The sequence below is a fragment of the Desulfovibrio sp. genome, from assembly GCF_035644575.1.
GTDB lineage: Bacteria > Desulfobacterota > Desulfovibrionia > Desulfovibrionales > Desulfovibrionaceae > Desulfovibrio.
Genome location: NZ_DASQOG010000066.1, coordinates 1 through 23284 on the forward strand (window position 1 = coordinate 1; position 23284 = coordinate 23284).

At 60.4% G+C, this 23284-nt stretch carries 14 protein-coding genes and 1 pseudogene; 5 read left to right on the forward strand and 10 right to left on the reverse strand.

What is annotated here, in order from left to right; translation table 11 throughout:
• The 3 genes from VEZ52_RS03165 to VEZ52_RS03175 all read left to right on the forward strand — a co-directional run.
• The coding region (locus VEZ52_RS03165) for a TraR/DksA C4-type zinc finger protein (protein WP_324835497.1) at window positions 1-256 on the forward strand (256 nt) is incomplete at its 5' end.
• 439 nt (window positions 257-695) lie between these two features.
• A complete protein-coding gene (locus tag VEZ52_RS03170) occupies window positions 696-2378 on the forward strand; it encodes an NFACT RNA binding domain-containing protein (RefSeq protein WP_324835498.1) in 1683 nt (560 codons plus the stop codon).
• Between the two features lie 42 nt (window positions 2379-2420).
• Entirely contained in the window at window positions 2421-3119 is a 699-nt protein-coding gene (locus VEZ52_RS03175; RefSeq protein WP_324835499.1) for a hypothetical protein, read from the forward strand.
• Window positions 3120-3213: 94 nt separating this feature from the next.
• Here VEZ52_RS03175 and VEZ52_RS03180 read toward each other — a convergent pair whose 3' ends face one another.
• From VEZ52_RS03180 to VEZ52_RS03225, 10 genes are all read right to left on the reverse strand, one after another.
• Complete coding sequence (locus VEZ52_RS03180) at window positions 3214-4425, reverse strand: acetate kinase (protein WP_192112697.1); 1212 nt, start codon at window positions 4423-4425, stop codon at window positions 3214-3216.
• A gap of 163 nt (window positions 4426-4588) precedes the next feature.
• The gene (pta, locus tag VEZ52_RS03185; protein WP_324835500.1) at window positions 4589-6697 is read right to left on the reverse strand and encodes a phosphate acetyltransferase; all 2109 of its coding nucleotides are present in this window, start codon (window positions 6695-6697) and stop codon (window positions 4589-4591) included.
• A 188-nt stretch (window positions 6698-6885) separates the two neighbouring features.
• A complete protein-coding gene (gene nifJ / locus VEZ52_RS03190; protein ID WP_324835501.1) occupies window positions 6886-10419 on the reverse strand; it encodes a pyruvate:ferredoxin (flavodoxin) oxidoreductase in 3534 nt (1177 codons plus the stop codon).
• Window positions 10420-11131: 712 nt separating this feature from the next.
• Window positions 11132-12841, reverse strand: a complete 1710-nt coding sequence (locus tag VEZ52_RS03195) for an FAD-dependent oxidoreductase (RefSeq protein ID WP_324835502.1) — start codon at window positions 12839-12841, stop codon at window positions 11132-11134.
• A 104-nt stretch (window positions 12842-12945) separates the two neighbouring features.
• Entirely contained in the window at window positions 12946-14919 is a 1974-nt protein-coding gene (selB, locus tag VEZ52_RS03200) for a selenocysteine-specific translation elongation factor (RefSeq protein WP_324835503.1), read from the reverse strand.
• 135 nt (window positions 14920-15054) lie between these two features.
• Window positions 15055-16059, reverse strand: a complete 1005-nt coding sequence (locus tag VEZ52_RS03205) for a chemotaxis protein (RefSeq protein WP_324835504.1) — start codon at window positions 16057-16059, stop codon at window positions 15055-15057.
• A gap of 39 nt (window positions 16060-16098) precedes the next feature.
• Window positions 16099-16956 (reverse strand): 4-hydroxy-3-methylbut-2-enyl diphosphate reductase, encoded by an 858-nt coding sequence (gene ispH / locus VEZ52_RS03210; RefSeq protein ID WP_324835508.1) that lies wholly within the window; start codon window positions 16954-16956, stop codon window positions 16099-16101.
• Between the two features lie 153 nt (window positions 16957-17109).
• On the reverse strand, window positions 17110-18111 hold the full coding sequence (locus VEZ52_RS03215) for a tRNA-dihydrouridine synthase family protein (RefSeq protein ID WP_324835505.1): 1002 nt from the start codon (window positions 18109-18111) through the stop codon (window positions 17110-17112).
• The gene (locus VEZ52_RS03220) at window positions 18108-20015 is read right to left on the reverse strand and encodes a SulP family inorganic anion transporter (RefSeq protein ID WP_324835506.1); all 1908 of its coding nucleotides are present in this window, start codon (window positions 20013-20015) and stop codon (window positions 18108-18110) included. Before VEZ52_RS03220 ends, VEZ52_RS03215 begins: the two co-directional genes overlap by 4 nt.
• A gap of 2 nt (window positions 20016-20017) precedes the next feature.
• Window positions 20018-21139, reverse strand: a complete 1122-nt coding sequence (locus VEZ52_RS03225) for a hypothetical protein (RefSeq protein WP_240825402.1) — start codon at window positions 21137-21139, stop codon at window positions 20018-20020.
• A gap of 387 nt (window positions 21140-21526) precedes the next feature.
• On the opposite strand from VEZ52_RS03225, the gene VEZ52_RS03230 reads away from it, so the two are divergent.
• Together VEZ52_RS03230 and VEZ52_RS03235 are read left to right on the forward strand one after the other, a co-directional pair.
• Window positions 21527-22828, forward strand: coding sequence for a transglycosylase SLT domain-containing protein (locus VEZ52_RS03230; RefSeq protein WP_324835507.1), 1302 nt, complete (start codon window positions 21527-21529; stop codon window positions 22826-22828).
• Window positions 22829-22982: 154 nt separating this feature from the next.
• Window positions 22983-23284, forward strand: a pseudogene (locus tag VEZ52_RS03235) (OmpH family outer membrane protein); the annotation flags it as partial.

Consider the following 23284-nt stretch of genomic DNA (forward strand, 5'->3'; position numbering starts at 1 on the left):
AGTGTTTGCCGACCCGGCTGACCGCGCCACTGCAGAATCCGACAGGGCCTTTACCCTGCGCATCCGTGACCGTGAGCGCCGCCTGATCCGCAAGATCCAGGCAGCCCTTACCCGCATTGACGATGGCACCTACGGGATTTGCGAAGACTGCGGCGATGACATCAGCGTTCCTCGTCTCAAGGCCCGGCCTGTGACGCGTTTGTGCATCAACTGCAAAGCCAAACAGGAAGAAGACGAACACCTTCGCGGCGATTAACGTCATTTCTTTGCCTTAAAGGCACTGTTTTTGTTGCTTTCGGCCAGGCGGGCGTTGCGCTCGCGCACTCCCGCTTGCGCCTGGCGGCAGGCATGATTCGGGCAGGCTCCCGGTGGTTCCGCTTTGCAGCGGGGTCTGGCGGACTGGGTCTACGAGACTTCCGGCCCGGTTCCAATGATCACACCATGCTCATGGGATATGCTGGCGAGGCTGTTGACCGAACCGTCCGCGCTTATGCCAGCCCAGCCTAAGGTCTGCCATCGGTTAGCACCTGGAACTGCGTTTGCCGCTGCGCCTGCGCACACGCTGGGCACGTTGTGCGGCCTTGTTTTCGGCATGGGAAGGCCTTTCCTCCCGCGCGAGCCGTCTGCCGCGCCTTGCCGCCTCGCCCCCCGTATAATCCCCAGCCATTCATCTTGCCCAGAAGCCGGTTTTTTCTATGGATGCCCATCTTTTCCGCCGTTTTTGTGAAGACCTGGCCCCCTTGCTCACTGGCGCAAGGGTGGAAAAAATTCAGGAACCTGCTGATGGCCTGCTGGCCCTCATGGTCTACAGCGGCGGGCGCAAGCGGCAGCTTTGCCTTCGCTTTGGGCGCAAGGAACCGTTCTGTTTTGTCACATCCCAACGCATCAGCGTGGGCCGCGCGCCTTCAGCGCCCATCATGCGGCTGCGCAAGTATGCCGCCGGTCGTCGTATTGTCGCCTGCGTGGCCCGCTGGAGCGAGCGCTGTTTGTGGCTATTGCTCGGCGGCGGCGCAGAAGCTCCCCAACTGCCGCCATTGCCCCAACAGGGGCAGGGTGAGGCAGGCTCGGAGCAATCCCCGCGTCTGACCTGGCTGCTGCTTGATCTGCGCGAAGGGCCTTCGCTCCGTTTTCTGGCCGAGAATGAATCGCCGGAAGACGAGCAGCCCGTCTGGCCTGAGCCTGCGCAACTGAGGGATGCCCTGACCAACTGGCGGCAGTGGCCTATACTTACCCCCGCCCTGCGCCGAACCCTTGCCTGCCTTGAAGAACCGGAACAGTGGGCCTTGCTGGAAGATTTGCGGGTGGGCGGCGGCGATGTATTCTGCTACGGCCCCAGCGCGTCTGACTCCGACAATGCCTCTGCACCGGCCATGCCACGTCCGGTACTCGCCATAAGCGCCTGGCCCCTGCCCCCGGAACAGCAAAGGGCCTTGCAGGGCAAGGATGCGGACGCTTCATCCATTGCTGAATATTGCGGGCCGGATGCCCTGAATCTGACCGAACTGTCAGGACAGGATATGGTGCTTGCCCGTCTGGCCCTGGATCAGGCGCGGGAGGCGGCCCAGCCCCTGGACAGGCGCGCGCGCAAGCTCGCAAAGCTGCTGGAAAAACTGCGCGAAGAAGAAAACCGCCTTGGCAAGATGATGGCCTGTCAGGCCGACGCTCTGGCTCTTCAGGCCGAATTGTGGCGCTGGCCTGCGGATTTTCGTGCGGCTTCCGTCACCGTGGAGGAAGCCCCGCACGGCCCGGCGCGGGAAATACCGCTGGATTTGCGTTTTTCAGTGCGCGAGCAAATGACCCGCCTTTTTCACACGGCCCGGCGCGGGCAACGCGGCATGGAGCATCTTGCTGTGCGGCGCGCAGCGCTGGAAGACGAACTGGCCTCCTTGCGCCAGGCCCGGCCCGGCAGCCTGCTGGGCGCCACTGCGGGCGCTGCCGATGAGGCGGCTCCCGCCGGGCGCGCGGTTGGTACCGGAATGGCCGCCACCCTGCCCAAAAATGTGCAGATGTTTATAAGTTCAGATGGGTTTGTGCTGCTGCGCGGCCGCGATTCCAAGGGTAATCTGGCCGCGCGCAAGCTTGCTGCCCCGCATGATATCTGGCTGCATGCGGAAAACGGCCCCGGTTCGCACGTGATTATTCGCCGCGCCCACGGTGGGCAGGAAGTGCCGCCGCGCACTCTTGACGAGGCCGGGGCGCTGGCCGCCTGCAAAAGCTGGCAGCGCGACGCCGCCCGGGCGCGTATTCAGTATGCCGAGGTGCGTCACGTCAAACCCATGCGCAACGCCCCTGCGGGCACGGTGCGCATAGACAAGTCGCTGCCCTCGCGCGAAGTTCCAGTGGATATTGCCCTTGAGGAAACGCTGCTGCCCCGGTAAAGAAGGGCAAGCCCCACGGGCGCATTATGGAGAGAGGTTTTCATGGATTTTACAGTTGAAGGCAAAGTCTTTCGGGCATGCGCCGTTGAGGCCCATGTGCTGACAGTTGGCCCCTGGCAGGCCTCAGCGCAGGAGCAGAGCATAGCGTCAAGCGGTGGTGCACCACTGCGTATGCCGCGTGGCCGCAAGCAATGGCAGTGTACTCTGATTCGGCTTGAAAACGGCGCGGAGGCGCAGTTGCCCCTTCCCGATTCCTGCCCTGTTGCTGTCGGCGACTGCCTGAAACTCGGTTGCCTTGGCCCGGCTGGCACCGTAGAGGGCGGCGATGGTACTGCTCTGGAAGTCTATGCCGTAAGCAATCATGCTTTAGGCTGGAAGCATGATTTTATTGACGCCGCAGCCTTGATGAAGCGCTGCGATGTGCGCGTTACCGAATATGACCTGGAATCCTACCCTCTGAAAAAGGTCTGCAAGGTCAGCGTCATTGTCTTTCTGGTGGGGCTGGTCTGTTTCAGCTTTCTCATGCATCTGTTTACAGAGAACATGGATGAGCTTGCGCGCCGTCTGCCCGAGGCTCTGTATATGAGCGCCAAGTTCGGGGGCATTGCCGCCCTGGTGGTAGCTGTTGGTGGTGGCCTGTATATGAAAAGCTCCAACGACTACAATCGCAGAAAGAAGCTTGATGCCTATTGCCAACAGTTTGACCATGCCATGCAGCATGCAGTCGGTGCAGACAGCTAACATTTTTCACATCCGTCCAATCTTGCAATAGCGCAAAAGGCCGCCTCCTTTCGGGGGCGGCCTTTGACATGCAATCAGGCAAAAGTAAGGGGGCTTACTTTTTCAGCACTTCCACCGTGGCAAGGGCGATCTGGAGCTCTTCGTTGGTGGGGATGATGATCACGGGGATCTTGCTGTCCGGCGTGGTGATGATGCGCGCGCCGGGCTTGCGGGTGCTGTTTTCTTCCTTGTTCAGCTTGATGCCGAAGGCTTCAAGGCCTTCGCAAACCATGGCGCGGACGATGTCGTCGTTCTCGCCGATGCCGGCGGTGAACACCAGGGCGTCCACATTGCCTTCAAGCAGGAAAAAGTAGGAACCAAGGGTCTTTTTGATGCTGCGCACAAGCAGCTTGAGGGCCAGCTCGGCGCGTTCGTTGCCCTTGTCCACCTGGGCATGCACATCGCGCATGTCGGTGTAGCCGCACAGGCCAAGCAGACCGGACTTCTTGTTCATCAGGGTGTCGGCTTCGGAGGGGCTGAGGCCCTTCTTTTCCATGACAAAGGGCACGATGGCGGGGTCAATGGTGCCGCAGCGGGTGCCCATCACAAGGCCTTCCAGCGGGGTGAGGCCCATGCTGGTGTCAAAGCACTTGCCGTTTTTCACGCAGCTCATGGAAGAGCCGTTGCCGAGGTGCATGGTGATGGAGCGCAGCTCGGAAAGGGGCTTGCCAAGGAACTCGGCGGTGGCGTTGGCGATGTACTTGTGCGAGGTGCCGTGGAAGCCGTAGCGGCGGATGCGCAGTTCTTCGTACAGCTCGTAGGGCAGAGCGTACATGAAGGCTTCCTTGGGCATGCCCATGCCGAATTCGGTATCGAACACGGCCACGTTGGGAACGCCGGGGAAGAGCTTTTCAGCCACTTCAATGCCCATGAGGTTGGCGGGGTTGTGCAAGGGGCCGAGCACGGCGCATTCTTCCACAATCTGCTTCACGCGCTCATTCACCAGCACGGGATCGCTCACGGCTTCGCCGCCGTGCAGCACGCGGTGACCGATGGCGTAAATTTCGCTCTTGTCTTTGATAACGCCCTTGTCGGCGTCGGTCAGCAGAGCGATGACCAGTTCCATGGCTTCCACATGGGTGGGGAAGAAGGCCTCGCGAACAAGCTTTTCTTCCTTGTCCGTATCGGGGGCGATTTTGTGGGTGAGGCGTCCGCCTTCCTGACCGATGCGTTCGGCAAGGCCGGAACAGAGCACGCTGCGCGTGTCCATTTCCAGCAACTGATACTTGCAGGACGAGGAACCCGCGTTAATCACCAGAATTTTCATAACTCTTCCTTTCCTTGAACTTGTTTATTCTGATCGCGGGCCGGCAGTTTGTGGCGCATGCCTTGCGTCAGTAATGTTTTTGCGGCGGCAGGCTTTATGCGGCGGTTTGCCCTGTCGGGCAAACCGCCGAAAGCTCATGTCAGCCGGGGCTGAGTATCTGCTACTATTTCTGCGCGGCCTTTTCGGCAGCGGCCTGAACCGCAGTGATGGCCACGGTGTTGACGATATCGGGCACGGTGCAGCCGCGCGAGAGATCGTTGACAGGCTTGTTCAGGCCCTGGAGCACGGGGCCGATGGCCACCGCGCCAGCAGCGCGCTGCACGGCCTTGTAGGTATTGTTGCCGGTGTTGAGGTCAGGGAAGATGAACACCGTGGCCTTACCGGCAACCTTGCTGTCGGGCATCTTGGTTTTGGCAACCGAGGGGTCGATGGCAGCGTCGTACTGCAAGGGGCCTTCCAGTGCGAGATCGGGGGCCATTTCCTGCGCGATCTTGGTGGCTTCCACCACAACGTCCACGTCCGCACCCTTGCCGGAAGTACCGGTGGAGTAGGAAAGCATGGCAACGCGCGGCTCGATGCCAAACACCTTGGCCGTGTGGGCCGAGGCAATGGCGATTTCAGCCAGTTGCTGCGCAGTGGGGTTGGGGTTCACGGCGCAGTCGCCAAAAGCCAGCACGCGATCCTTGAGGCACATGAGGAAGACCGAGGAAACCACGGTGAATCCGGGTTTGGTCTTCACAAATTCAAAGGCCGGACGGATGGTGTGGGCCGTGGTGTTGACCGAACCGGAAACCATGCCGTCGGCATCGTCCTTCTTGACCATCATGGTGGCAAAGTAGGTGGCGTCGGTCATGGTGTCGCGCGCCTGCTCAGGCGTAATGCCCTTCTTTTTGCGCAGTTCGTAATAGGTATTGGCGTAGTCTTCAAACAGCTCGGATTTCACCGGGTCGATGAGTCGGGCCTTGGCAATGTCCAGGCCAAAGGCGCTGGCCTTGGAGCGGATTTCTTCCACATCGCCAAGCAGGATGATTTCGGCCACATCACGGCGCAGAAGGATATCCGTTGCGCGCAGGATGCGTTCCTCGGTGCCTTCGGCCAGCACGATGCGCATCTTGTTGGCCTTGGCGCGCTGGATCAGCTCGAATTCAAACATCATGGGCGTGATGCGGCTGCTGCGCTCGCCGCCAATGCGGTTTTCGATTTCCTTGCCGTTGACGTACTGTTCAAAGAGGCCCAGCACGCTGTTGATCTTGCGCAGATCGCCCGGTTCAATGGGGGCGATGATGCTTTGCAGGGCCATAAAGGCCTTGTAGGTGTGGTGCGGCGTCAACAGGATGGGCAGGGGCGAGCCTGTCCAGCCTTCAATGAATTTGCAGACGTTTTCGGAGGGACGGATGCCCCCGGTCAGCAACACGCCCGCAATGTCGGGAGTAGAAGACGACAGGCGCGAGGCAATGGCCGCCAGGAGCACGTCGGCGCGGTCGCCAGGGGTGACGATGAGCTGATCTTTGGCAATGTAGTTGAGCACATTGTCCACATGCATGGCGGCGATAAGGTAGTCGCCCACCAGCGCGTCCAGGCGTTTTTCGCCAAACAGCACTTCCGCGTCCAGTCCCTTTTTCACGTCAGCCATGGTGGGCTGGCCGATGGTGGGGTCGTTGGGAACGGAGAAAATCAGGGCAGGGCTGTCCTGCGTGCTGAAGTGGGCGCGCAGTTCGTCCAGTTCTGTCTGCGTGAGGTTGCGGCGGTTCACAATGGTGGCAACCACGTCCAGCGCATAGGGTTCAAGGCTGTCCATGGTGATCTGGAGCGAATCACGAATGTCTTCGGCGCTCACATTGTAGCCGCTGGTAACCAAGAGAACCGGGCAGCCAAGGTTGGCCGCGATTTCGGCATTGAGTTCAAACTCGAAAACCGGGTCTTTGGCAAGAAAGTCGGTGCCCACGCACACAACGAAATCATAGGTTTCCAGCAGCTTTTTGTACTTCTGGATGATGTTTTCGATGAGCAGATTGCGCGAACCCTGATTGATGATCTGGCGGGCTTCGCGCTGGGTGTAGGCGAAGGTGTCGGCGTAATCCATCTTGAGCTTGAAGTATTCAAGCATCAGATGGATGTCGGGGTCGCGGTCGTCCCACAGAGGTTCGTTGATGATGGGACGGAAAAAGGCCACCTTGCGCATGCTGCGGGTGAGCAGCTGCATGGCCCCAAGGGCGATGGCGCTCTTGCCCGTCATGGGCCCGGTGGCGGTGATGTATAGACCGTTGTGCATAGTGCCTCCCCTGCTGTGCCGGCAGGCTGGCGGTATTAACGCGAAAAGGGCGCGAGGGCTTTCCTCGCGCCCAGGCCTTTAACCATTGATCCCAAGCGTGTGACGTAGCCCGCGCCCGCAGCAGCGGGCTGCCCCCCGGAGAGGAGCCAGATGCTGTCGGGCGCGGGTAGTCATAACGTCAGGCCTCTCTACTCGGCGCTGGTGCCGGGGTAGGGCAGATCAGCCAGCTGCTTGAGCATGGCGTAGCGTTCCGTATAGGCTTCGGCCAGTTCGGCGCGCAGCTTCTTGGAGACTTCGGGAGCCATCTTTTCCAGAGAGGCAAAACGGGTCTCGCCGCCCAGGAATTCCTGAATGTCAGCAGAAGGAGCCTTGCTGTCGAGCTGGAAGGGATTTTTCTTTTCCTTGGACAGTTCGGGGTTGTAGCGGTACAGGGGCCAGTAGCCGGAAAGCACGGCCATCTTGGCTTCTTCCTGGCTCTTGCCCATGCCCTTGCGCAGACCCTGGTTGATGCAGGGAGCGTAAGCGATGATGAGCGAGGGTCCCTTGTAGGCTTCGGCTTCACGGAAGGCCTTGAGCACCTGCTGCTTGTCCGCGCCCATGGACACGGAGGCAACGTACACATAGCCGTAGGTCATGGCCATGCGGCCAAGGTCTTTCTTGCCGGTGCGCTTGCCTGCGGCGGCAAACTGGGCCACGGCGCCAAGCGGGGTGGCCTTGGAGGACTGACCGCCGGTGTTGGAGTACACTTCGGTATCCATCAGCAGCACGTTGATGTCGTCGCCGCTGGCGAGGACGTGGTCAAGACCGCCGTAACCGATGTCGTAGCCCCAGCCGTCGCCGCCGAAGATCCACACGCTCTTCTTGGTGAAGAGGTCGTCCATGTGCCACAGTTCATGGGCCAGGGGGCTGTCAAAGCCTTCCAGATTGGCCATGATCATTTCGCCGTGCTTGCGGGAGCCTTCGGCATCGTCCTTGTTGTCCAGCCAACCCTGGAGGGCGGCCTTCAGTTCGGGAGAAGCGGATTCTTCCTTCAGGGCTTCCTGAACCTTCATGGCCAGCAGGCCACGGCGCTGTTCGTAGGCAATGCCCATGCCGCAGCCGTATTCGGCGGCGTCTTCAAACAGGGAGTTGCCCCAGGCCGGGCCAAAGCCGTCCTTGTTGGTGCAGTAAGGCGTGGTGGGCGAAGAAGCGCCCCAGATGGACGAGCAGCCCGTGGCGTTGGCCACGATCATGCGTTCGCCGAACATCTGGGTAAGCACCTTGACGTAAGGCGTTTCGCCGCAACCAGCGCAGGCGCCGGAGAACTCGTGCAGGGGCTGCTGCAGCTGCGAACCCTTGACGGTGTCGCGAGCCATGAGCTCGTCCTTGAGCGTGATGTTGGCTTCGGCGTAGGCCAGATTTTCCTTCTGGGTGGGCATCTGGGTGTCAAGGGGCTTCATAACGAGAGCCTTGACCTTGGCGGGACACACTTCGGCGCAGGAGCCGCAGCCCAGGCAGTCTTCGGTGTACACCTGAATGCGGAACTTCATGCCCTTGAGTTCTTTGCCGATGGCGTCCTTGGTCACAAAGGACGCGGGCGCGCCGGCCAGTTCTTCCTCGGTGGCGAGCACCGGGCGGATGGCGGCGTGGGGGCACACAAAGGAGCACTGGCAGCACTGGATGCAGTTTTCAACCTGCCATTCGGGCACGTCAATGGCGCAGCCGCGCTTTTCGCAAGCGGCGGTGCCAAGGGGCATGAAGCCAGCCGGATCCATGGCGGACACGGGCAGCTTGTCGCCCTGCTGGGCCAGAATGGGACGCACAACGGCGCTGATGTATTCGTCGTCATCGCAGTGGCAGGCAGCGGCGCCTTCGGTGGCAGTGGCCCAGGAAGCGGGGTATTTCACTTCTTCCAGAGCGTCCATGCCCTTGTCCACGGCGGCGATGTTCATGTTGACGATCTTGTCGCCCTTGCTGCCGTAGGTTTTCTTGATGGATTCCTTGAGCAGGCCCACGGCCTTTTCAAAGTCAAGCACATTGGCAAGCTTGAAGAAGGCAGTCTGCATGATCATGTTGATGCGGCCGCCGAGGCCCACTTCCTGGGCAACCTTGACGGCGTCCACGTTGTAGAACTTCAGCTTCTTGCGGGCGATGACGCGCTTCATGGAGGCGGGCAGGTGCTTTTCCATGTCGGCAAGCGACCAGTTGGAGTTCAGCACAAAGGTGCCGCCTTCCTTGATGCCTTCAAGAATGTCGTACTGGGTCACGTAGGCGGCCTTGTGACAGGCAACGTAGTCGGCCTTGGTGATCAGGTAGGAAGAGGTGATCTGTTCCTTGCCGAAGCGCAGGTGCGACACGGTGAAGCCGCCGGACTTCTTGGAGTCGTAAGCAAAGTAGGCCTGAGCGTAGAGATCGGTGTTGTCGCCGATGATCTTGATGGCCTGCTTGTTGGCGCCCACGGTGCCGTCAGCGCCGAGGCCGAAGAATTTGCACTGCACGGTGCCAGCGGGCACGGTGTCGATTTCTTCTTCCACGTCAAGCGACGTGTAGGTGACGTCGTCGTTGATGCCCACGGTGAAGTGGTTCTTGGGCTGAAGGGCCAGCATGTTGTCGTACACGGCCTTGGCCATACCGGGGGTGAAGTCCTTGGAGCCCAGGCCGTAGCGGCCGCCCACCAGTGTGGGAGCTTCGCCCTTTTCGAGGAAGGCGGTGCAGACGTCCTGATACAGCGGATCGCCAAGAGCGCCGCTTTCCTTGGTGCGGTCAAGCACGGTGATGCAGGTCACGCTGGAAGGCAGGGCGCGCAGCAGATGCTCGGTGGAGAAGGGGCGGAACAGGTGCACCTTCACGAGGCCCACGCGCTGACCCTGTGCGTTGAGGTACTTCACGGTTTCTTCAATGACTTCACAGGAAGAACCCATGGAAACGATCACGCGGTCGGCTTCGGGGTGGCCCACGTAGTCAAAGAGGCGGTACTTGCGGCCGGTGATGGACTCGACCTTCTTCATGTTCTCAAGCACGATGCCGGGCACGGCGTCGTAGTAGAGATTGGAAGCTTCGCGGTTCTGGAAGTAAATGTCGGGGTTCTGGGCGGTGCCGCGAATGTGCGGATGCTCGGGGTTCATGGCGGTGGCGCGGAATTCGGCCACCTTTTCCCAGTTCACCAGGGGGCGGATGTCTTCGTAATCAATGGTTTCGATTTTCTGCACTTCGTGGGAGGTGCGGAAGCCGTCAAAGAAGTGGCAGAAGGGCAGGCTGGAATCGATGGCGGAAAGGTGCGCAACGAGGGCCAGGTCCATGCATTCCTGCACGGAGGAGGAAGCCAGGAAGCAGAAGCCGGTCTGACGGGCGGCCATCACGTCCTGGTGGTCGCCAAAGATGGACAGGGCATGGGAGGCCAGGGCGCGAGCCGAAACATGGAAAACGCCGGGAAGCAGTTCACCGGCGATTTTGTACATGTTGGGGATCATGAGCAGCAGACCCTGGGAAGCCGTGTAGGTGGAGGTGAGGGCGCCTGCGGAAAGCATGCCGTGCACAGCGCCAGCGGCGCCGGCTTCGGACTGCATTTCGCGCACATTCACGATCTGGCCGAGCAGGTTTTTGGTGCCCTTGGCAGCCAGCTGGTCCATGACTTCGCCCATGACGGACGAGGGGGTGATGGGGTAAATGGCTGCCGTTTCCGACAGAGCGTAGGCAATGTGCGCGGTGGCGTTGTTGCCGTCCATAGTTTTCATATGAGCCATCTGTTCCTCCTTGGCGCCCACAGGCGCGCAATGTTTTTACAAAATCAGCGTGGGTCGGATCGGCCCCTGAGATAAGGCCCCGCACTTGGCAGGGACGGGCAACGGCTAGTGCCGTGAAGTGAACACAAAATGGAGGCTGGGAGTGGAATCGTGGTAGAAAAACCCTACCCAATCCGCCTTTTCGCGTCCACCAAAAAAGCTTGGTATCACTTGTTTTGGAGCCTTGCTGCACACCCTCGTCTGCCCCGACGGAATGCGCGTTTTTGCGCTTACCATAAAATTGTTTGTTTGAACAGTTTAATAGGGGGCGCAACAAAAAAAAATGTGACAGACGCAACATGCGGAAAATAGTGATGAATTGTGAAAACCGACAAGGTGGTTTGGGCCATGCCCGATGGGAAAACCTATGATGACGGCACGTTGGAATGTGCAAGGCAAATGAAAAAAATGTTACAAATGTTTTCGTGCAGAAAACTTGGGGGCTTGCCCCTGATTCAATGTTACGGATTTTGGACGCTAGCGGACTGAACCCTTGCTGCGCCTCCGGTGGTAATCCGCCAGCGAAAATCCGGCCTGCGGGCAGTTCGCTGAGCTGATTATGGCAGAGTTCGCAGGGTGGAGAAAGCCCGTGCCCGATTGAAACGGGGGAGGAAGCCTTTTGCAAGGTTCCTCCCCCAAAAGCGTTCAGGTTCGTTCTTCTCTGACGGGCATGTTACAGAGAAAGGCCCATCTTGATGACCGCCTGCATGCCGCCTGTGGAGTTGACCACGTTGGTCACGCCGTTGCGGGCCAGCACCAGCAGGCTGTCATAGGCGCGCAGACCCGTGTTGCAGATAATGGCAACCGGGCGGTCCTTGGGCACCTCGCTGATTCTGGCGGCGATTTCTTCCAGCGGCATGGCGTGCCAGTCGGGATGCTTTTCCTGCACTGCCTTGCCTGCCGCCGCAGGGCGGGAATCAATAAAGAATACGTGGTTTTCGCTACGCTTCTTCCACAGATCCATGAACTGGTCGGCGGTCACGGGGGTGAAGCGCCCGGAGAGGGCGTTGTCGGCCACGTTGGCAACCACGTTGACCACGTCCATTGCCGAGGCAAAGGGCGGGGCGTAAGCGATTTCAAGGTTGGAGATGTCTTCCACCGTGGGCTTGGAATACTGCAGGGCTGCGGCCACCGCATCAATGCGGGCCTTGAGCGAATCCGGGTCGGCGCAGGCGCCCTGAATGCCCAGCACCCGGCTGGTGGCCTTGTCTACCACCAGCTCAAGGCTCATCATGGATTTTTCGGGGTAGAAGTGGGCGTGGTCGAGCTGCTCCACGCTGACGCTCATGGCGTCAAAGCCTTCCTTGCGGGCGCGTTCAACCGTGAGGCCCACGCCGCAGAAGGAAAGACCAAAGAGTTTGACGGCCCAGGAGCCCACGAAGCCGGGGAATCTGGCATTGCCGCCAGCAAGGTTGGTGCCGATGATGCGGCCCTGGCGGTTGGCCATGCTGCCCAGGGGCAGGTAGCCGATCTTGCCGGTGATGATGTTCTTGATGGCCACGCAGTCGCCGCCCGCATAGATGGAGGGGTCGGTGGTGCGCATGTGCTCGTCCACCACCACCGCACCAAAGGGGGCCACTTCCAGCCCGGCATCCTTGGCAAGCTGCCCGTTGGGGATAAAGCCCGCAGCAAAGATCACCAGCTGGGCGGGGATTTCGCGCTTGTCCGTGACCACCTTGGTGACGGTGCCGTTTTCGCCTTCAAGGCGCAGCACTTTTTCAGAGGTGAACACGTCAACCTTGTGGGTCAGGCAGTCGTTGGCGGCCATAAGCGAAAGAGGCTGGGAAAGCACGCCGGGCAAAATCTGATCCATCATTTCCACAACGCTGACTTTCACGCCCCACATGTCGGCCAGGGCCACGGCAGCCTCAAGGCCGATGAAGCCGCCGCCCACAATGACCGCCTCGCTCACCTTGCCCTCCTGGCAAGCAGCGCGGATGGCTCCGGCGGCTTCAAGGCGGGTCAGGGAAAGCACGTTTTTCAGATCCTTGCCGTCAATGGGGGGCACGCGCGGGCTTGCGCCTGTAGCCAGCACCAGCTTGTCGTAAGGCAGTTTTTCTTCCTTGCCGGACACAACGTCTTTGACCAGCAGGGTTTTGGCAGCGCGGTCAATGGCCAGGGCGCGCGTCTGGGTGCGTACGGTGATGCCCTTCATATCGCGGAAAAATTCGGTGTCGCGCACGGTATGATAGGGGGTGGAGCGCAGATCGTCGAGATTCTGTATTTCACCGGACACGTAGTAGGGGATGCCGCAACCGCCGTAGGAAATGAAGACGTTTTCGTCCACGAGCATCACTTCCGCATCGGGCATGAGGCGCTTGCAGCGGCAAGCCGCCTTGGGCCCCAGGGCAACACCACCAACTACCAGAATTTTTTCAGACATATCCGGGCTCCTTAGTGAAGAGTTATGAGCAAATGAGCATTACTGAGATATATGAGCATTCAAGGCAAGAATGCAAGGACAATTCCTGTTTTTAGAAACAGCCCCTAACGCCCGCGAAAACGGCGCTGGTCGCCCACGCGCACGGTTATCCGTTCATTATCCATATATTCCAGCAAGGCGATCAGATATTTGCGCGAAAGTCCCAGGAGTTCTTTCAGGCCGCCCACATCAAGATTGTCGTGAGTGGTGAACCAGCCGCGCACACGTTCAAGAATATCGGCCAGGGCCGGGCCGTGGTAATACAGGCCGTCCTTGATCTTGACCAGTTCGCCAGCCTCACAGAGCAGGCGCAGCACCGGGGCGGCCTCCTTGGGCGTGACGCCAAGTTCTTCGAGCACGTCCTTGGCGTTGGGCGGGGTCAGCCCCGCGCTTGCATGCGCGTCCAGAAGCTTTTGGCGCAAGCCCGCCTGATCGGCGGCCAGGCTCACCGTATGCGATTGCAGGCGCAGCCCCTCGCCTTCAGTGACCAGATCGCCCTGCTTGAGGGCCTGATCCAGCACTTTTTGCACCAGCTTGGGGGGCAGGTTGCGGCTCCAGCCTGTGCAAAGGGCTCCCCGGGTGAATCCGGGTTTGAGAGGCTCACGGCGGTGCAGGTCAGCCCCGCGCTCAAGACTGGCTGCCAGCAGTTTTTCAAAGGGAATTTTGCCGATCCAGCAGCGGTTTTCCTTGTCCCAGCAGAGGGCGTCGCCACGGGTGGAAAGCAGTTGCAGCGCCGCCTCCACAGCGGATCGGGCAAGGCCCGTCAGGGCGCGCAGCCGCGCTTCGTCAGCACCTTCAATGCCGCGCAGGGTCAGTGCGCCGCGCACAAGCGCGGCCCTGGCCTCATCGCGAGCCTTGGCTTCGGCCTTGCCGCCGCCAATGGCTTCTGCCGCGTCGCGCAGTTCGGGCAGCTCCTGCAACAGCCGCATCTTGTCGGCCAGTTCAGGGTCTTTGGCGCGCAACTCGGGCGGCAGAGGGCTGACCAGCAGCCCGCCAGCAACCGTGCGCAGGGGCGAATAGGCCCGCAACACGCAGTGGTCGCCAAATACGCCCACCATGGGCTCCTTGAAGCGCAGTTCCGCCAGCGCGGTTTCACCGGGGGCCAGCTTGTCCCTGTCGCGAAAGACCACCCGCGCCGCGCATTCGCGCGTACCGTGGTGGAAATGGATTTCCACCCTTTGCCGCATAGCTCTTGGGGCGGAGGAAAGGCAGGTGAGCCTGACCAGCCAGCGGTTGGAGGGGAACAGTTCGCCGGGGCGGGCCAGCACAAAGCCGCGTTCGATTTCCTCCACATCCAGCCCTTGCACGTTGACGGCGCAGCGCTGGCCCGGTTGCACCGAATCGGCGGCCTTGCCATGACGTTGCAGCCCGCGCGCGCGGGTGGGCAGATCGGGAGGCATGAAACGCAGATCGTCACCAAGGTTGCACACGCCGGAAATGACAGTGCCTGTCACAACGGTGCCATGCCCCTTCATGCTGAATACGCGGTCTACAGGCAGGCGAAAGATATCGCTGCGCCGTTGGGCGGGCAGCTCGGCAGCCATGCGCGCAAGGTGGTCGCGCAGCGTGTCCACGCCATCGCCTGTGGTCGCGGAAACGGGGAAGATGGGCGCTCCGTCAAGAAAGGTGCCTTGCAGGAACCCGCGCACTTCTTCCTGCACCATTTCGAGCCAGTCGGCGTCCACCATGTCTGTCTTGGTGAGGGCCACAAGCCCGGTGCGTATGCCCAGCAGGGAGCAGATTTCAAGATGCTCGCGCGTCTGGGGCATGATGCCTTCGTCTGCGGCAATGACCAGCATGACAAAGTCCACGCCTGCCGCGCCAGCCACCATGTTTTTGACAAAGCGTTCATGGCCCGGCACATCCACGATGCCCAGCCGCTCGCCGCCAGGAAGATCAACCCAGGCGAAGCCAAGTTCAATGGTGATTCCCCGACGTTTTTCTTCTTGCAGGCGATCACAGTCGATGCCTGTAAGCGCCCGCACCAGCGAAGTTTTGCCGTGATCTATATGCCCTGCCGTGCCTAGCACTACTGCCATAAAAGCTCCTTGGTGGTCTTGGGCCGAGTTTACACTCTGGCAAGCGCCTTTGCAAACAGCGCCCGCCCGGAAACGTAAAGGGGACCCCTTGTGTAAAGGAGTCCCCTTGAAAACGGCAAAAGCGGCAGGAAGCTTTTAGGCCTGACCCTGCTCCCTGGCCTTGATGAGGGTCATGGCCCTGTGGGCCAGCTGGGTCACTTCCGGCTTGGAAATCTGGTCGTCCGCACCCACGCTCACGCCCTTGTGGCGCAGCTTTTCGGTAATGAGTGAAGAAAAGAGCAGTACCGGCAGCTTTTTAAGCATGGAGTCTTCCTTGATGCGCAAGGTGAGATTGAGGCCGTCCATGACCGGCATTTCGATGTCTGAAACCACCACATGCACGAAGTCAGTGATGGGGCGGTTGCCTTCTTCGGCGCTCTTTTTGAAATCCAGCAGACGATCCCAGGCCGCGCGTCCGTTGGAAACAACTTCAACGGTAAAGCCCGCCTTTTCCAGCAGGTCGCGCTGCATTTCGCGGATAAGGGCGGAGTCGTCGGCCACAAGGGCGCGGTAGCCTTCATTCGTCCAGTCTTCACCCAGATCGTCAAGGCGCAGGCCCAGCTTGGGATTGAGGTTGGCGACCACCTTTTCAAGGTCGAGGAGAAAGATGATGCGGTCTTCAAGTTTGACCACGCCGATGACCGTATTGTTGGATACGGCGGCAACGTATTTGTTCGGCGGTTCAACCTGCTCCCAGCTGATGCGGTGAATGCGGTTGACGCCGGAAACCATGAAGGCCGTGGTGACGTTGTTGAACTCCGTCACAATGGTTTTGGGCTGTTCTTCTTTCGCCGGATGGGTTTTGCCCAGCCACATGGCCAGATCCACCAGCGGAATAATGCGCGAACGCAGGTTGAAAGCACCGAGCACGCTTGGGTGCTGCACTTCGGGCAGCGCCGTCACCTTGGGCATGCGGATAATTTCAAGCACCTTGGCCACGTTGACGCCGTAGTAGCCGCGATAGGGCTTGGCGGGAACGGGTTCGCCATTTTCGTCCAACTGCGGCGCATCGGCAGAAGGAGGGGTGAATTCTTCAAGATAGAATTCCACCACTTCCAGCTCGTTGGTGCCGGCTTCCAGCAGAATATTGGTCTGGGCCATGCTGCCTCCAGAAAAGTACCGCTTCAGGAGCAAACGGGATTAAAGTGACTGCAGCCACAAATGAGCCGCGTCAATAAGACTTTTCGGCGTAGATGCGCCAGCCGTTAGACCTGCACGATTTTTTTGCGAAAAATTTTCTGCGGCCAGTTCCTCGACACGCTCCACAAGGTAGGTGTCGATGCCGTTCAAAGAGGCCACATCAGCCAGTCTGCGGGTGTTTCCGCTCTGCCTTCCGCCTATGATTACCATGACATCCACACAGGAGGCAATGTTGCGTGCCTCCTCCTGCCGCTCGCGGGTGGCGTCGCAAATGGTGGAAAGCACCACAAGGTCAGCAATGCGCGTGCGCAGATCTTCCACAATTTCCTGAAATATCTGTCGATCCTGAGTTGTCTGCGAGGCCAGCACATAGGCCTTGTTTTCGGCAAGGTGCAAGGATTCAAGTTCTGCCGCCGTGCCGAAAACATGGGCCGGGCCGCAGGCGTAAGAAACCAAGCCTCGCACCTCTGGGTGATCCGCCTCGCCAAAAAGCAGCAGGGTTGCGCCCTCAGCGGTGGCCCGCCCGATGGAAAGCTGGGCTTTTTTCACCTTGGGGCAGGTGGCGTCCACAATATCGGCCCCGCTTTGCTTGACCTGCTCCTCAACCTGCCGCGTGATGCCGTGCGCGCGGATAACCGCCACGTCTCCGGGGTGCAGTTGCGCGGCCTCCTTGACGCAGACCACGCCGCGCGACTCATATTCCGCCAGAACCTGCGGATTATGGATGATAGGGCCAAGGGTGCAGATGCGGGTCGTCTCGGGGGCGCCCCCCTTGCGCTCCAGCGCAGTGTTAAGCTTTTGCAGGGCAAGGCTCACGCCCATGCAAAAGCCCGCTGTTTTGGCGCGGTAAACATCCATCATGGTTCTCCTTCAAAGGGGGGCTTTCATGCGTGGAGCCGTGACGGCACTGCCCCTCGCCTGACCCCAACCACCAACCTTAAAATTTTATCTGTATGCGATACTGCATTGCAGAGGCGCAGCAGGCGTGATCGCACACACCTTTGTTCCTTGCTAGGCGGGGCTTCCCAGAAAAATATCCAGTAACCGGTCAAGCTCTTCCCAATCATTACAGCGGCACAGCTCCTGACGCAAGGCCCGAGCGCCGGGCAGGGTGCGCACATAGCGCGGCACCACGGAGCGCATTTTCCACAGGGCGGCCTTGCCGGGGCAGTGGGCGCGGGCAAGCTCCAGATGCCGGGAAATCATGGCCCGCAAACGGGGGGCATCGGCCTGAACCGGAGCGTTCCCGGCCAGCAGGGCTGCGTGGTCGGCAAAGATGGCAGGATTGTGCATGGCCCCACGGGCGTACATGACGCCGCTGGCCCCGGTGCTCTTAAGGCAGTTCACGCCGTCTTCCGCGCTAAAGAGATCACCGCTGGCGAGCAGGGGAATTGTCAGGCGTTGGGCCAGCATGGCAATGGCCTCCCATTGCGCGGTGCCGCCAAAACCCTGACGGGCCGTGCGGGGGTGCAGGGTCAGCCAGCCAGCGCCCGCATCCTCAAGCCGCAAGGCCAGATCTGGCAGCACCGGGCGGGCGTCGTCCAGGCCCAGGCGTAGTTTGAAGCCCACGCGTCCACGGCCAGCGGCCTCAATCATGGCGCGGGCCACAACAAGAACGTTTTCCGTATCGCCCAGCATGGCCGCGCCCGCACTCTGGCGCAAGACCTTGGAAACAGAACAGCCCATGTTCAGGTCAAACCAGCCAAAGCCGGACTCACGCAACAGCTCCACCGCGCGCCTGAGAAAGGATGCCTCCGCGCCGAAAAGCTGCACTACCAGAGGCTGGTCTTCGGGCAGGGTCATGAGCAGCTCGTTGGTGCCAGGGCTTTCATAAACAAGGCCCTTGGCGCTGACCATTTCGGTAACACACACGGCTGCGCCGTATTCGCGGCAGAGCAGACGAAAGGGCAGATCGCTGTACCCGGCCAGCGGGGCCAGCCAGGGATGCTCGGGGCCAAAGGGCAGGGAATCAGGGTTTGCGGGGCAGGTGGGCAGTTGAAAAACCTTGGTCACGGGCGCTCCTTGGTCACGCGCGGCGGTTCGGCGGAAATTTCCGCAGGGGCGGTTTGTTCGGCGGGCAGCTCGTTGCCGTGGGGATCCAGCGCCACGCGGGCAGACTGCGCCATACATTTCGGGCTGGGGCTGGCGGGGGCAGGCGCGGTTGTCTGCACGGCTTGCTCTGGCTGCGCGCTGGTGACATCTGCGTCTACGGTCGCGCACTGGGCATCGCTGCATGCAAAACGGTTCAGCATGGCTGCGGCCAGCCGCAGGCCTTCGCCAGTGGTGTCGGCCACAAAGCCGTTGCTGAGATAATCCAGAAGGCCTGTGCGCCGCAAGATGGTACGCACAGAGGGGCTGCCCACCACCAGAATGACCGGCAGGCTGCGGGCATAGCAGCGCTCGATAAATTGGGAAAGCGCATGCGCCCCTGACGCATCAATCCAGAACACGCGCGAAAGATGCAGCACCACAAGCCGGGTTGGCTCGCTGTCCTCGGCATACAGCAGGCGCTCAAGCTCGTGGATGGCCCCGAAAAACAGGGTTCCTTCAATCATGTATACGGTGATGCCCTGCGGCAGTTCGGCGGGGCCTTCACGCAGCAGCGGGTCGCCCTTGTGGAGCCTGTTCACACGCGGGTGGGCGGTCTTGTAAATAAACAGCGTGAGGGAAAGCATCACGCCGATGAAGATGGCTTTTTCAAGATCAAACAGCAGGGTGGACAAAAAGGTGATGAGCAGCACGGCCCTGTCCACGCTGGTAGCCACAACGCACAGGCGGATAGCGTCAATGTCTATCATCTTGAAGGAAATGAGCAGCAGTATGCCGCTCAGGGCAGGCAGCGGCAGCCAGCTTATGAGCGGAGCCAGCACAAACAGCAGTGGCAGGGCGAGAATGCCGGAAAACACCGTGCCCATGCGCGTTCTGCCGCCGGATGTGACCACAAGGGCGCTGCGGGTAAAGGAACCGCAGCCGGGGATGCCCGAGGTAAGGCCCGCAGCGATATTGCCGAGGCCCTGACCGATAAGCTCCTGGCTGCCGTCAAACGCATCGCCCTTGATGTTTGCCAGTTGTTTGCCAATGGCCAGCGATTCCACCGTTCCCAGAAGGGCAATGGCCAGCGCGGGCATGAACAGGTCGCGCACCGCGTCCAGATCAAAGGAGGGAGGCAGGGAAAAGGGCGGCACAACGCTTGGGATGGCCCCAACCAGCGGAACGCCCCTTTCGTCCACGCTGAACACGGCGGCAAAGAGCGTGATTACGCCGAGCGCAGCCAGTGATGCGGGAAAGCGCGGCGACAGGCGCTTGAATGCCACGGTCAGAGCAATGGTGCCAACGGCAATGCCGAGGCTCCAGTAATTGATAAAGGGCAGGCCGTGCAGCGCGCCGAACATCTGGTTGAAAAAGCCCGAGGGCTTGGGGCCGGTCAGACCCATGGCCATGTAGAGCTGCCCTGCGGCAATGAGCAGCGCCGCTCCGGTGGAAAAGGCCACCATGACCGAGTGAGAGATGAAATTGACCAGATCGCCCAGCCGCGCCAGTCCCATGCCCAGCTGGATAAGGCCGCACAGGAGCGCCATGCCGAAAATGTAGGCCATGCGCGATTCTTCGGGCATGGTGCTGATCAGTTCGCCGCCCACGCTGATGGTGGCGAGGGTGGAGAAAATAATCATGGAGATGGCGTTGGTGGGGCCAGCGGCCATAAAGCGGGATGATCCCCACAGGGCGGCCAGCACCACAGGCAGCATGCAGGCGTAGATGCCGTACTGGGGATGAACCCCGGCAATAATGGCATAGGCCATGGCCTGAGGCACAGCCATAGGCGTCACGGTAAGGGCCGCCGTCATGTCCGCCTTGAAATCCTGGGCGGAATAATTCCTGATGGTCTCAAGAAAGGGAAAAAGCCGGGCGGCTCGCATGACTAATCCTCGCGTGTTACATCGTCCTCAAGGCGCAGCACATCGTGCCCAAGGGCGTAGTGCATCAGGCGTGGCCGGTCTGCGGATTTTTTGAGCGAATTGATAATGCGCGTCATGCGCCGCGTACCTTCCAGCACGCCGCCCAGATGCCCGGCCAGCTCTGTGAGATCGTTGCGGGCGAGCGCGCGTTCCAGCTCCATGCCCAGCATGCGCCCGCGTGAATTTTCAGGAAACTCGGCCAGCAGCTCGCGCGCAAGGCGCAGGCTGCGCGCCTGGTTGGCGTCCAGATCTTCCACCAGTTCGCCGCAATATTCCGCCTGATTGCGCATGACGTTCAGGGCGTTGTTGCCATAGTGGGCCATGGCTCCGGCGGCTTTTTCCAGCGTGTCGCGGGCAACGGCCACGCGGCGGCCCACGGTGAGCGAAACAATGCTGGCACATTTTGAAAGAAAACGTTCGTCAAAGCTTTCAAAGCCATACTCACGTTTGGTATACAACATTACCAGGCCGAAGGGAGGCTTGTTGCTGCGCTCGCGCAGCACAAAGGCCAGACGCGAACGGTAGCCTTCCTTGTAGATGATGCAGTCGAACGATTCGCCGCCCATGGCCAGGGCCTGAAGGTTGTTTGACACCACATAGCGGGCGTGGCCTTCAAGAATGGCGCGCATCACGGGGTGTTCGCGCAGGCCTTCCTCCAGCATCGGGGCCACGATGGGAATGCTGCCGCCGTCCACCTGATTGGCCGAGCGCGCCACCCATTCGCCATTGGCATTGCGCAGGCGGCACACGTACATATCGGCGTACAGAGCGTGGACAAGAATTTCTGCGCTTTGCCGCAGCACTTCCCCGGGAGGGGCCATGCGGTCGGCAATGGCGAGCAGATCGTTGGAAACGCGCAACAGCATTTCGGTATCGTTCTGCATGGCAGATATGGAGGTGAGCAACATGAGCAGGCAGCGCCAGCTGCGCATGGGCACCCCGCGCAGGCAGGGGTGATAGCCGGTGTTGAGGGAGCGCTTTGCGGCGGGCAGCAGGGCAATGGCTGCGGCGCGCATCTCGGGCGGCGCATATTTGAGGAGTCGCTTGATTTCTTCGCGAATGTATTCTGGCGAATGCTGGGACACGGTTTGCTCCATTTCCCCGGGGTGCCTGTGTTGGCTGGCAGTATGGGGAACCGGCGCGGCTATGCGCGTATTAAGACGTTGTTGCCCGGGCTGAACCGCCTGATTCCCAGAGAAATGACCGCCTTGGGCGCTCTTTTGAGGCCCGTGCGGTGGCTCTCGCGCGCATGGCGTGCAAGCCCTTTTTCACAGAAATAAGTATAGGTGGGAAAAAAGGTCTGGTCAACGGTAGCTCATAAAAGGGGCCGTCTGTTCTGAATTAAAGTACACAATTTGTAAAGTGGTTTGTCTGGGACGTGTGGAGAATTGGCAAAGGAATTGCAAGAAGTGTTGCGGAAGATTCTCGGCTGTCGGATTTCCGACGCTATATTCTGCCTGCGGGCGGGGTGCATGAGATCAGCCCTACAACCGTCAGACGGCGGCAGGCTCAAGGCCGTGCCGACGCCCACGGGGATGCCCATGAAACAACGTAACACAATATTGCTCATATCGCTCGGCCTTGCCGCCGCCTTGCTGGTGCTCGGCCTGTTGGCCGGTTTTGTGCCGCAGAGCGAGGGGCCGGAACTGCGCCGCCGCGCGAGCGGCATGGTGGCCCGCCTGCGTCCCGAAGACATGCCCGTTCCCATTCAGGCGCAGGGCGACGGCATACGCCAGTGGGCCGTGCGCGGGGTGGTGGAGCCGCATCCTGAACAGACATCCGGGGGTAGCCCGCAGACGCGTCCGGCTGCCGATGCCAGCACATCTGCCCGCCCGGTATCCGGTGCCGACAAACCGCAGGGGACATCCTCTGCGACGGGCCCCGCTACGGCTAGAGCTACAGGTCAGGCTCTGGTCAGGCGCATTGTTTCCTTTGGCCCGGACGGCGTCATCCTTGATACTGGCGAGCCCTCATTGGCCTTTTCCGGCGATGCGCAGGGCGATTTTGCCCCGCTGCTGGCTCTGGATGGTGTTTCCATCCCGCTTTTGGTCAGCAACCAGCCCCGCGATTACGGCGACGCTCTTGATGCGGCGGGCCTCCCACTGCGCTGGGTGACGCCCACGGCCATGATGGCGGGCTATTCGCCCCGCGTGGTGCGCAGGGCTGCCATTGAAGTGCTGCGCCACGGTGCTGTTTTTGATAACTTTGTGGGCGATATTGACGATAACGACATGGAAAAACTGCAGGCCAGAGCCCGCCGTTATCAGAATCTGGTGGAAAATTTTTCGCGCCGCTACAATTTGAGCACCGAGCTTGTGTACGCCATCATCCACAGCGAAAGCGACTTTTCGCCAACCCTGGTCAGCAACAAGTCGGCCATGGGCCTCATGCAGGTAGTGCCCGATACTGCCAACGACGAGGTGCACAAATACCTTTACGGACGCATGGGCGACGTGGGTTTTGAAGATCTGCGCGTGCCCGAAACCAACATCCGCTATGGCACCACCTATCTGCACATCCTGTTCACACGCTATTTTTCCGGGGTGCACAACCCCCTGGCAAGGGAATATTGCGCAATTGCCGCCTACAATATGGGGCCGAACCGTTTTTTGCGGCTCTACGGCAAAACCGTGGAAGAAGCCGTGGACAACATAAACGCCATGACGGTTGACGCTTTTTACAGGGATCTTGCCACGCGTCTGCCTGCCCGTGAAACACGTTTCTACGTTGCCCGGGTGCAGCGAATGAAGGCTCAGTACGCCTCACTGCGCTGATGCGGATTTACCTCGCGCGGGGGGCGCGCAAAGCGCCGCCCAAGAGGGAATTTCAGCGAAAAATGGTTGTGGTGCCTATAAAAACAACGTACATGTTCTTCAACGCCGAGCCCCAACTCTATGCCCGGCATTTATTAGAGGAGTGGTCACAACCATGCGAATCCGTTTTTTTATGCCGCTGGCTCTGCTGCTGAGCTTCATGCTTTTTGCCTGCCAACAGGGCGACAATAACGCCCAGCCCAAGGTGGCGGTGGTGGATATGGCGCGCGTGATGCGCGATAGCGAACCCGGCAAGGCCGGCGTGAAGTTCCTTGAAAGCCTTCAGGGCGACATGCAGACCAAGCTTAACGACATCCAGCAGCGCCTGGAAGCCAACCCCAAGGACGCTGAAGCGCAGAAAGAACTGCAGGCCGTCTACATGTCTGCCCAGCAGCGCATGCAGGTGGAACAGCAGAA

Excerpts from the sequence above, each read along its gene's own strand:
- VEZ52_RS03170 (WP_324835498.1), top strand. The coding sequence starts at position 696 with ATGGATGCCCATCTTTTCCGCCGTTTTTGTGAAGACCTGGCCCCCTTG.
- VEZ52_RS03175 (WP_324835499.1), top strand. The coding sequence starts at position 2,421 with ATGGATTTTACAGTTGAAGGCAAAGTCTTTCGGGCATGCGCCGTTGAG.
- VEZ52_RS03180 (WP_192112697.1), bottom strand. The coding sequence starts at position 4,425 with ATGAAAATTCTGGTGATTAACGCGGGTTCCTCGTCCTGCAAGTATCAG.
- pta (WP_324835500.1), bottom strand. The coding sequence starts at position 6,697 with ATGCACAACGGTCTATACATCACCGCCACCGGGCCCATGACGGGCAAG.
- nifJ (WP_324835501.1), bottom strand. The coding sequence starts at position 10,419 with ATGGCTCATATGAAAACTATGGACGGCAACAACGCCACCGCGCACATT.
- VEZ52_RS03195 (WP_324835502.1), bottom strand. The coding sequence starts at position 12,841 with ATGTCTGAAAAAATTCTGGTAGTTGGTGGTGTTGCCCTGGGGCCCAAG.
- selB (WP_324835503.1), bottom strand. The coding sequence starts at position 14,919 with ATGGCAGTAGTGCTAGGCACGGCAGGGCATATAGATCACGGCAAAACT.
- VEZ52_RS03205 (WP_324835504.1), bottom strand. The coding sequence starts at position 16,059 with ATGGCCCAGACCAATATTCTGCTGGAAGCCGGCACCAACGAGCTGGAA.
- ispH (WP_324835508.1), bottom strand. The coding sequence starts at position 16,956 with ATGGATGTTTACCGCGCCAAAACAGCGGGCTTTTGCATGGGCGTGAGC.
- VEZ52_RS03220 (WP_324835506.1), bottom strand. The coding sequence starts at position 20,015 with ATGCGAGCCGCCCGGCTTTTTCCCTTTCTTGAGACCATCAGGAATTAT.
- VEZ52_RS03230 (WP_324835507.1), top strand. The coding sequence starts at position 21,527 with ATGAGATCAGCCCTACAACCGTCAGACGGCGGCAGGCTCAAGGCCGTG.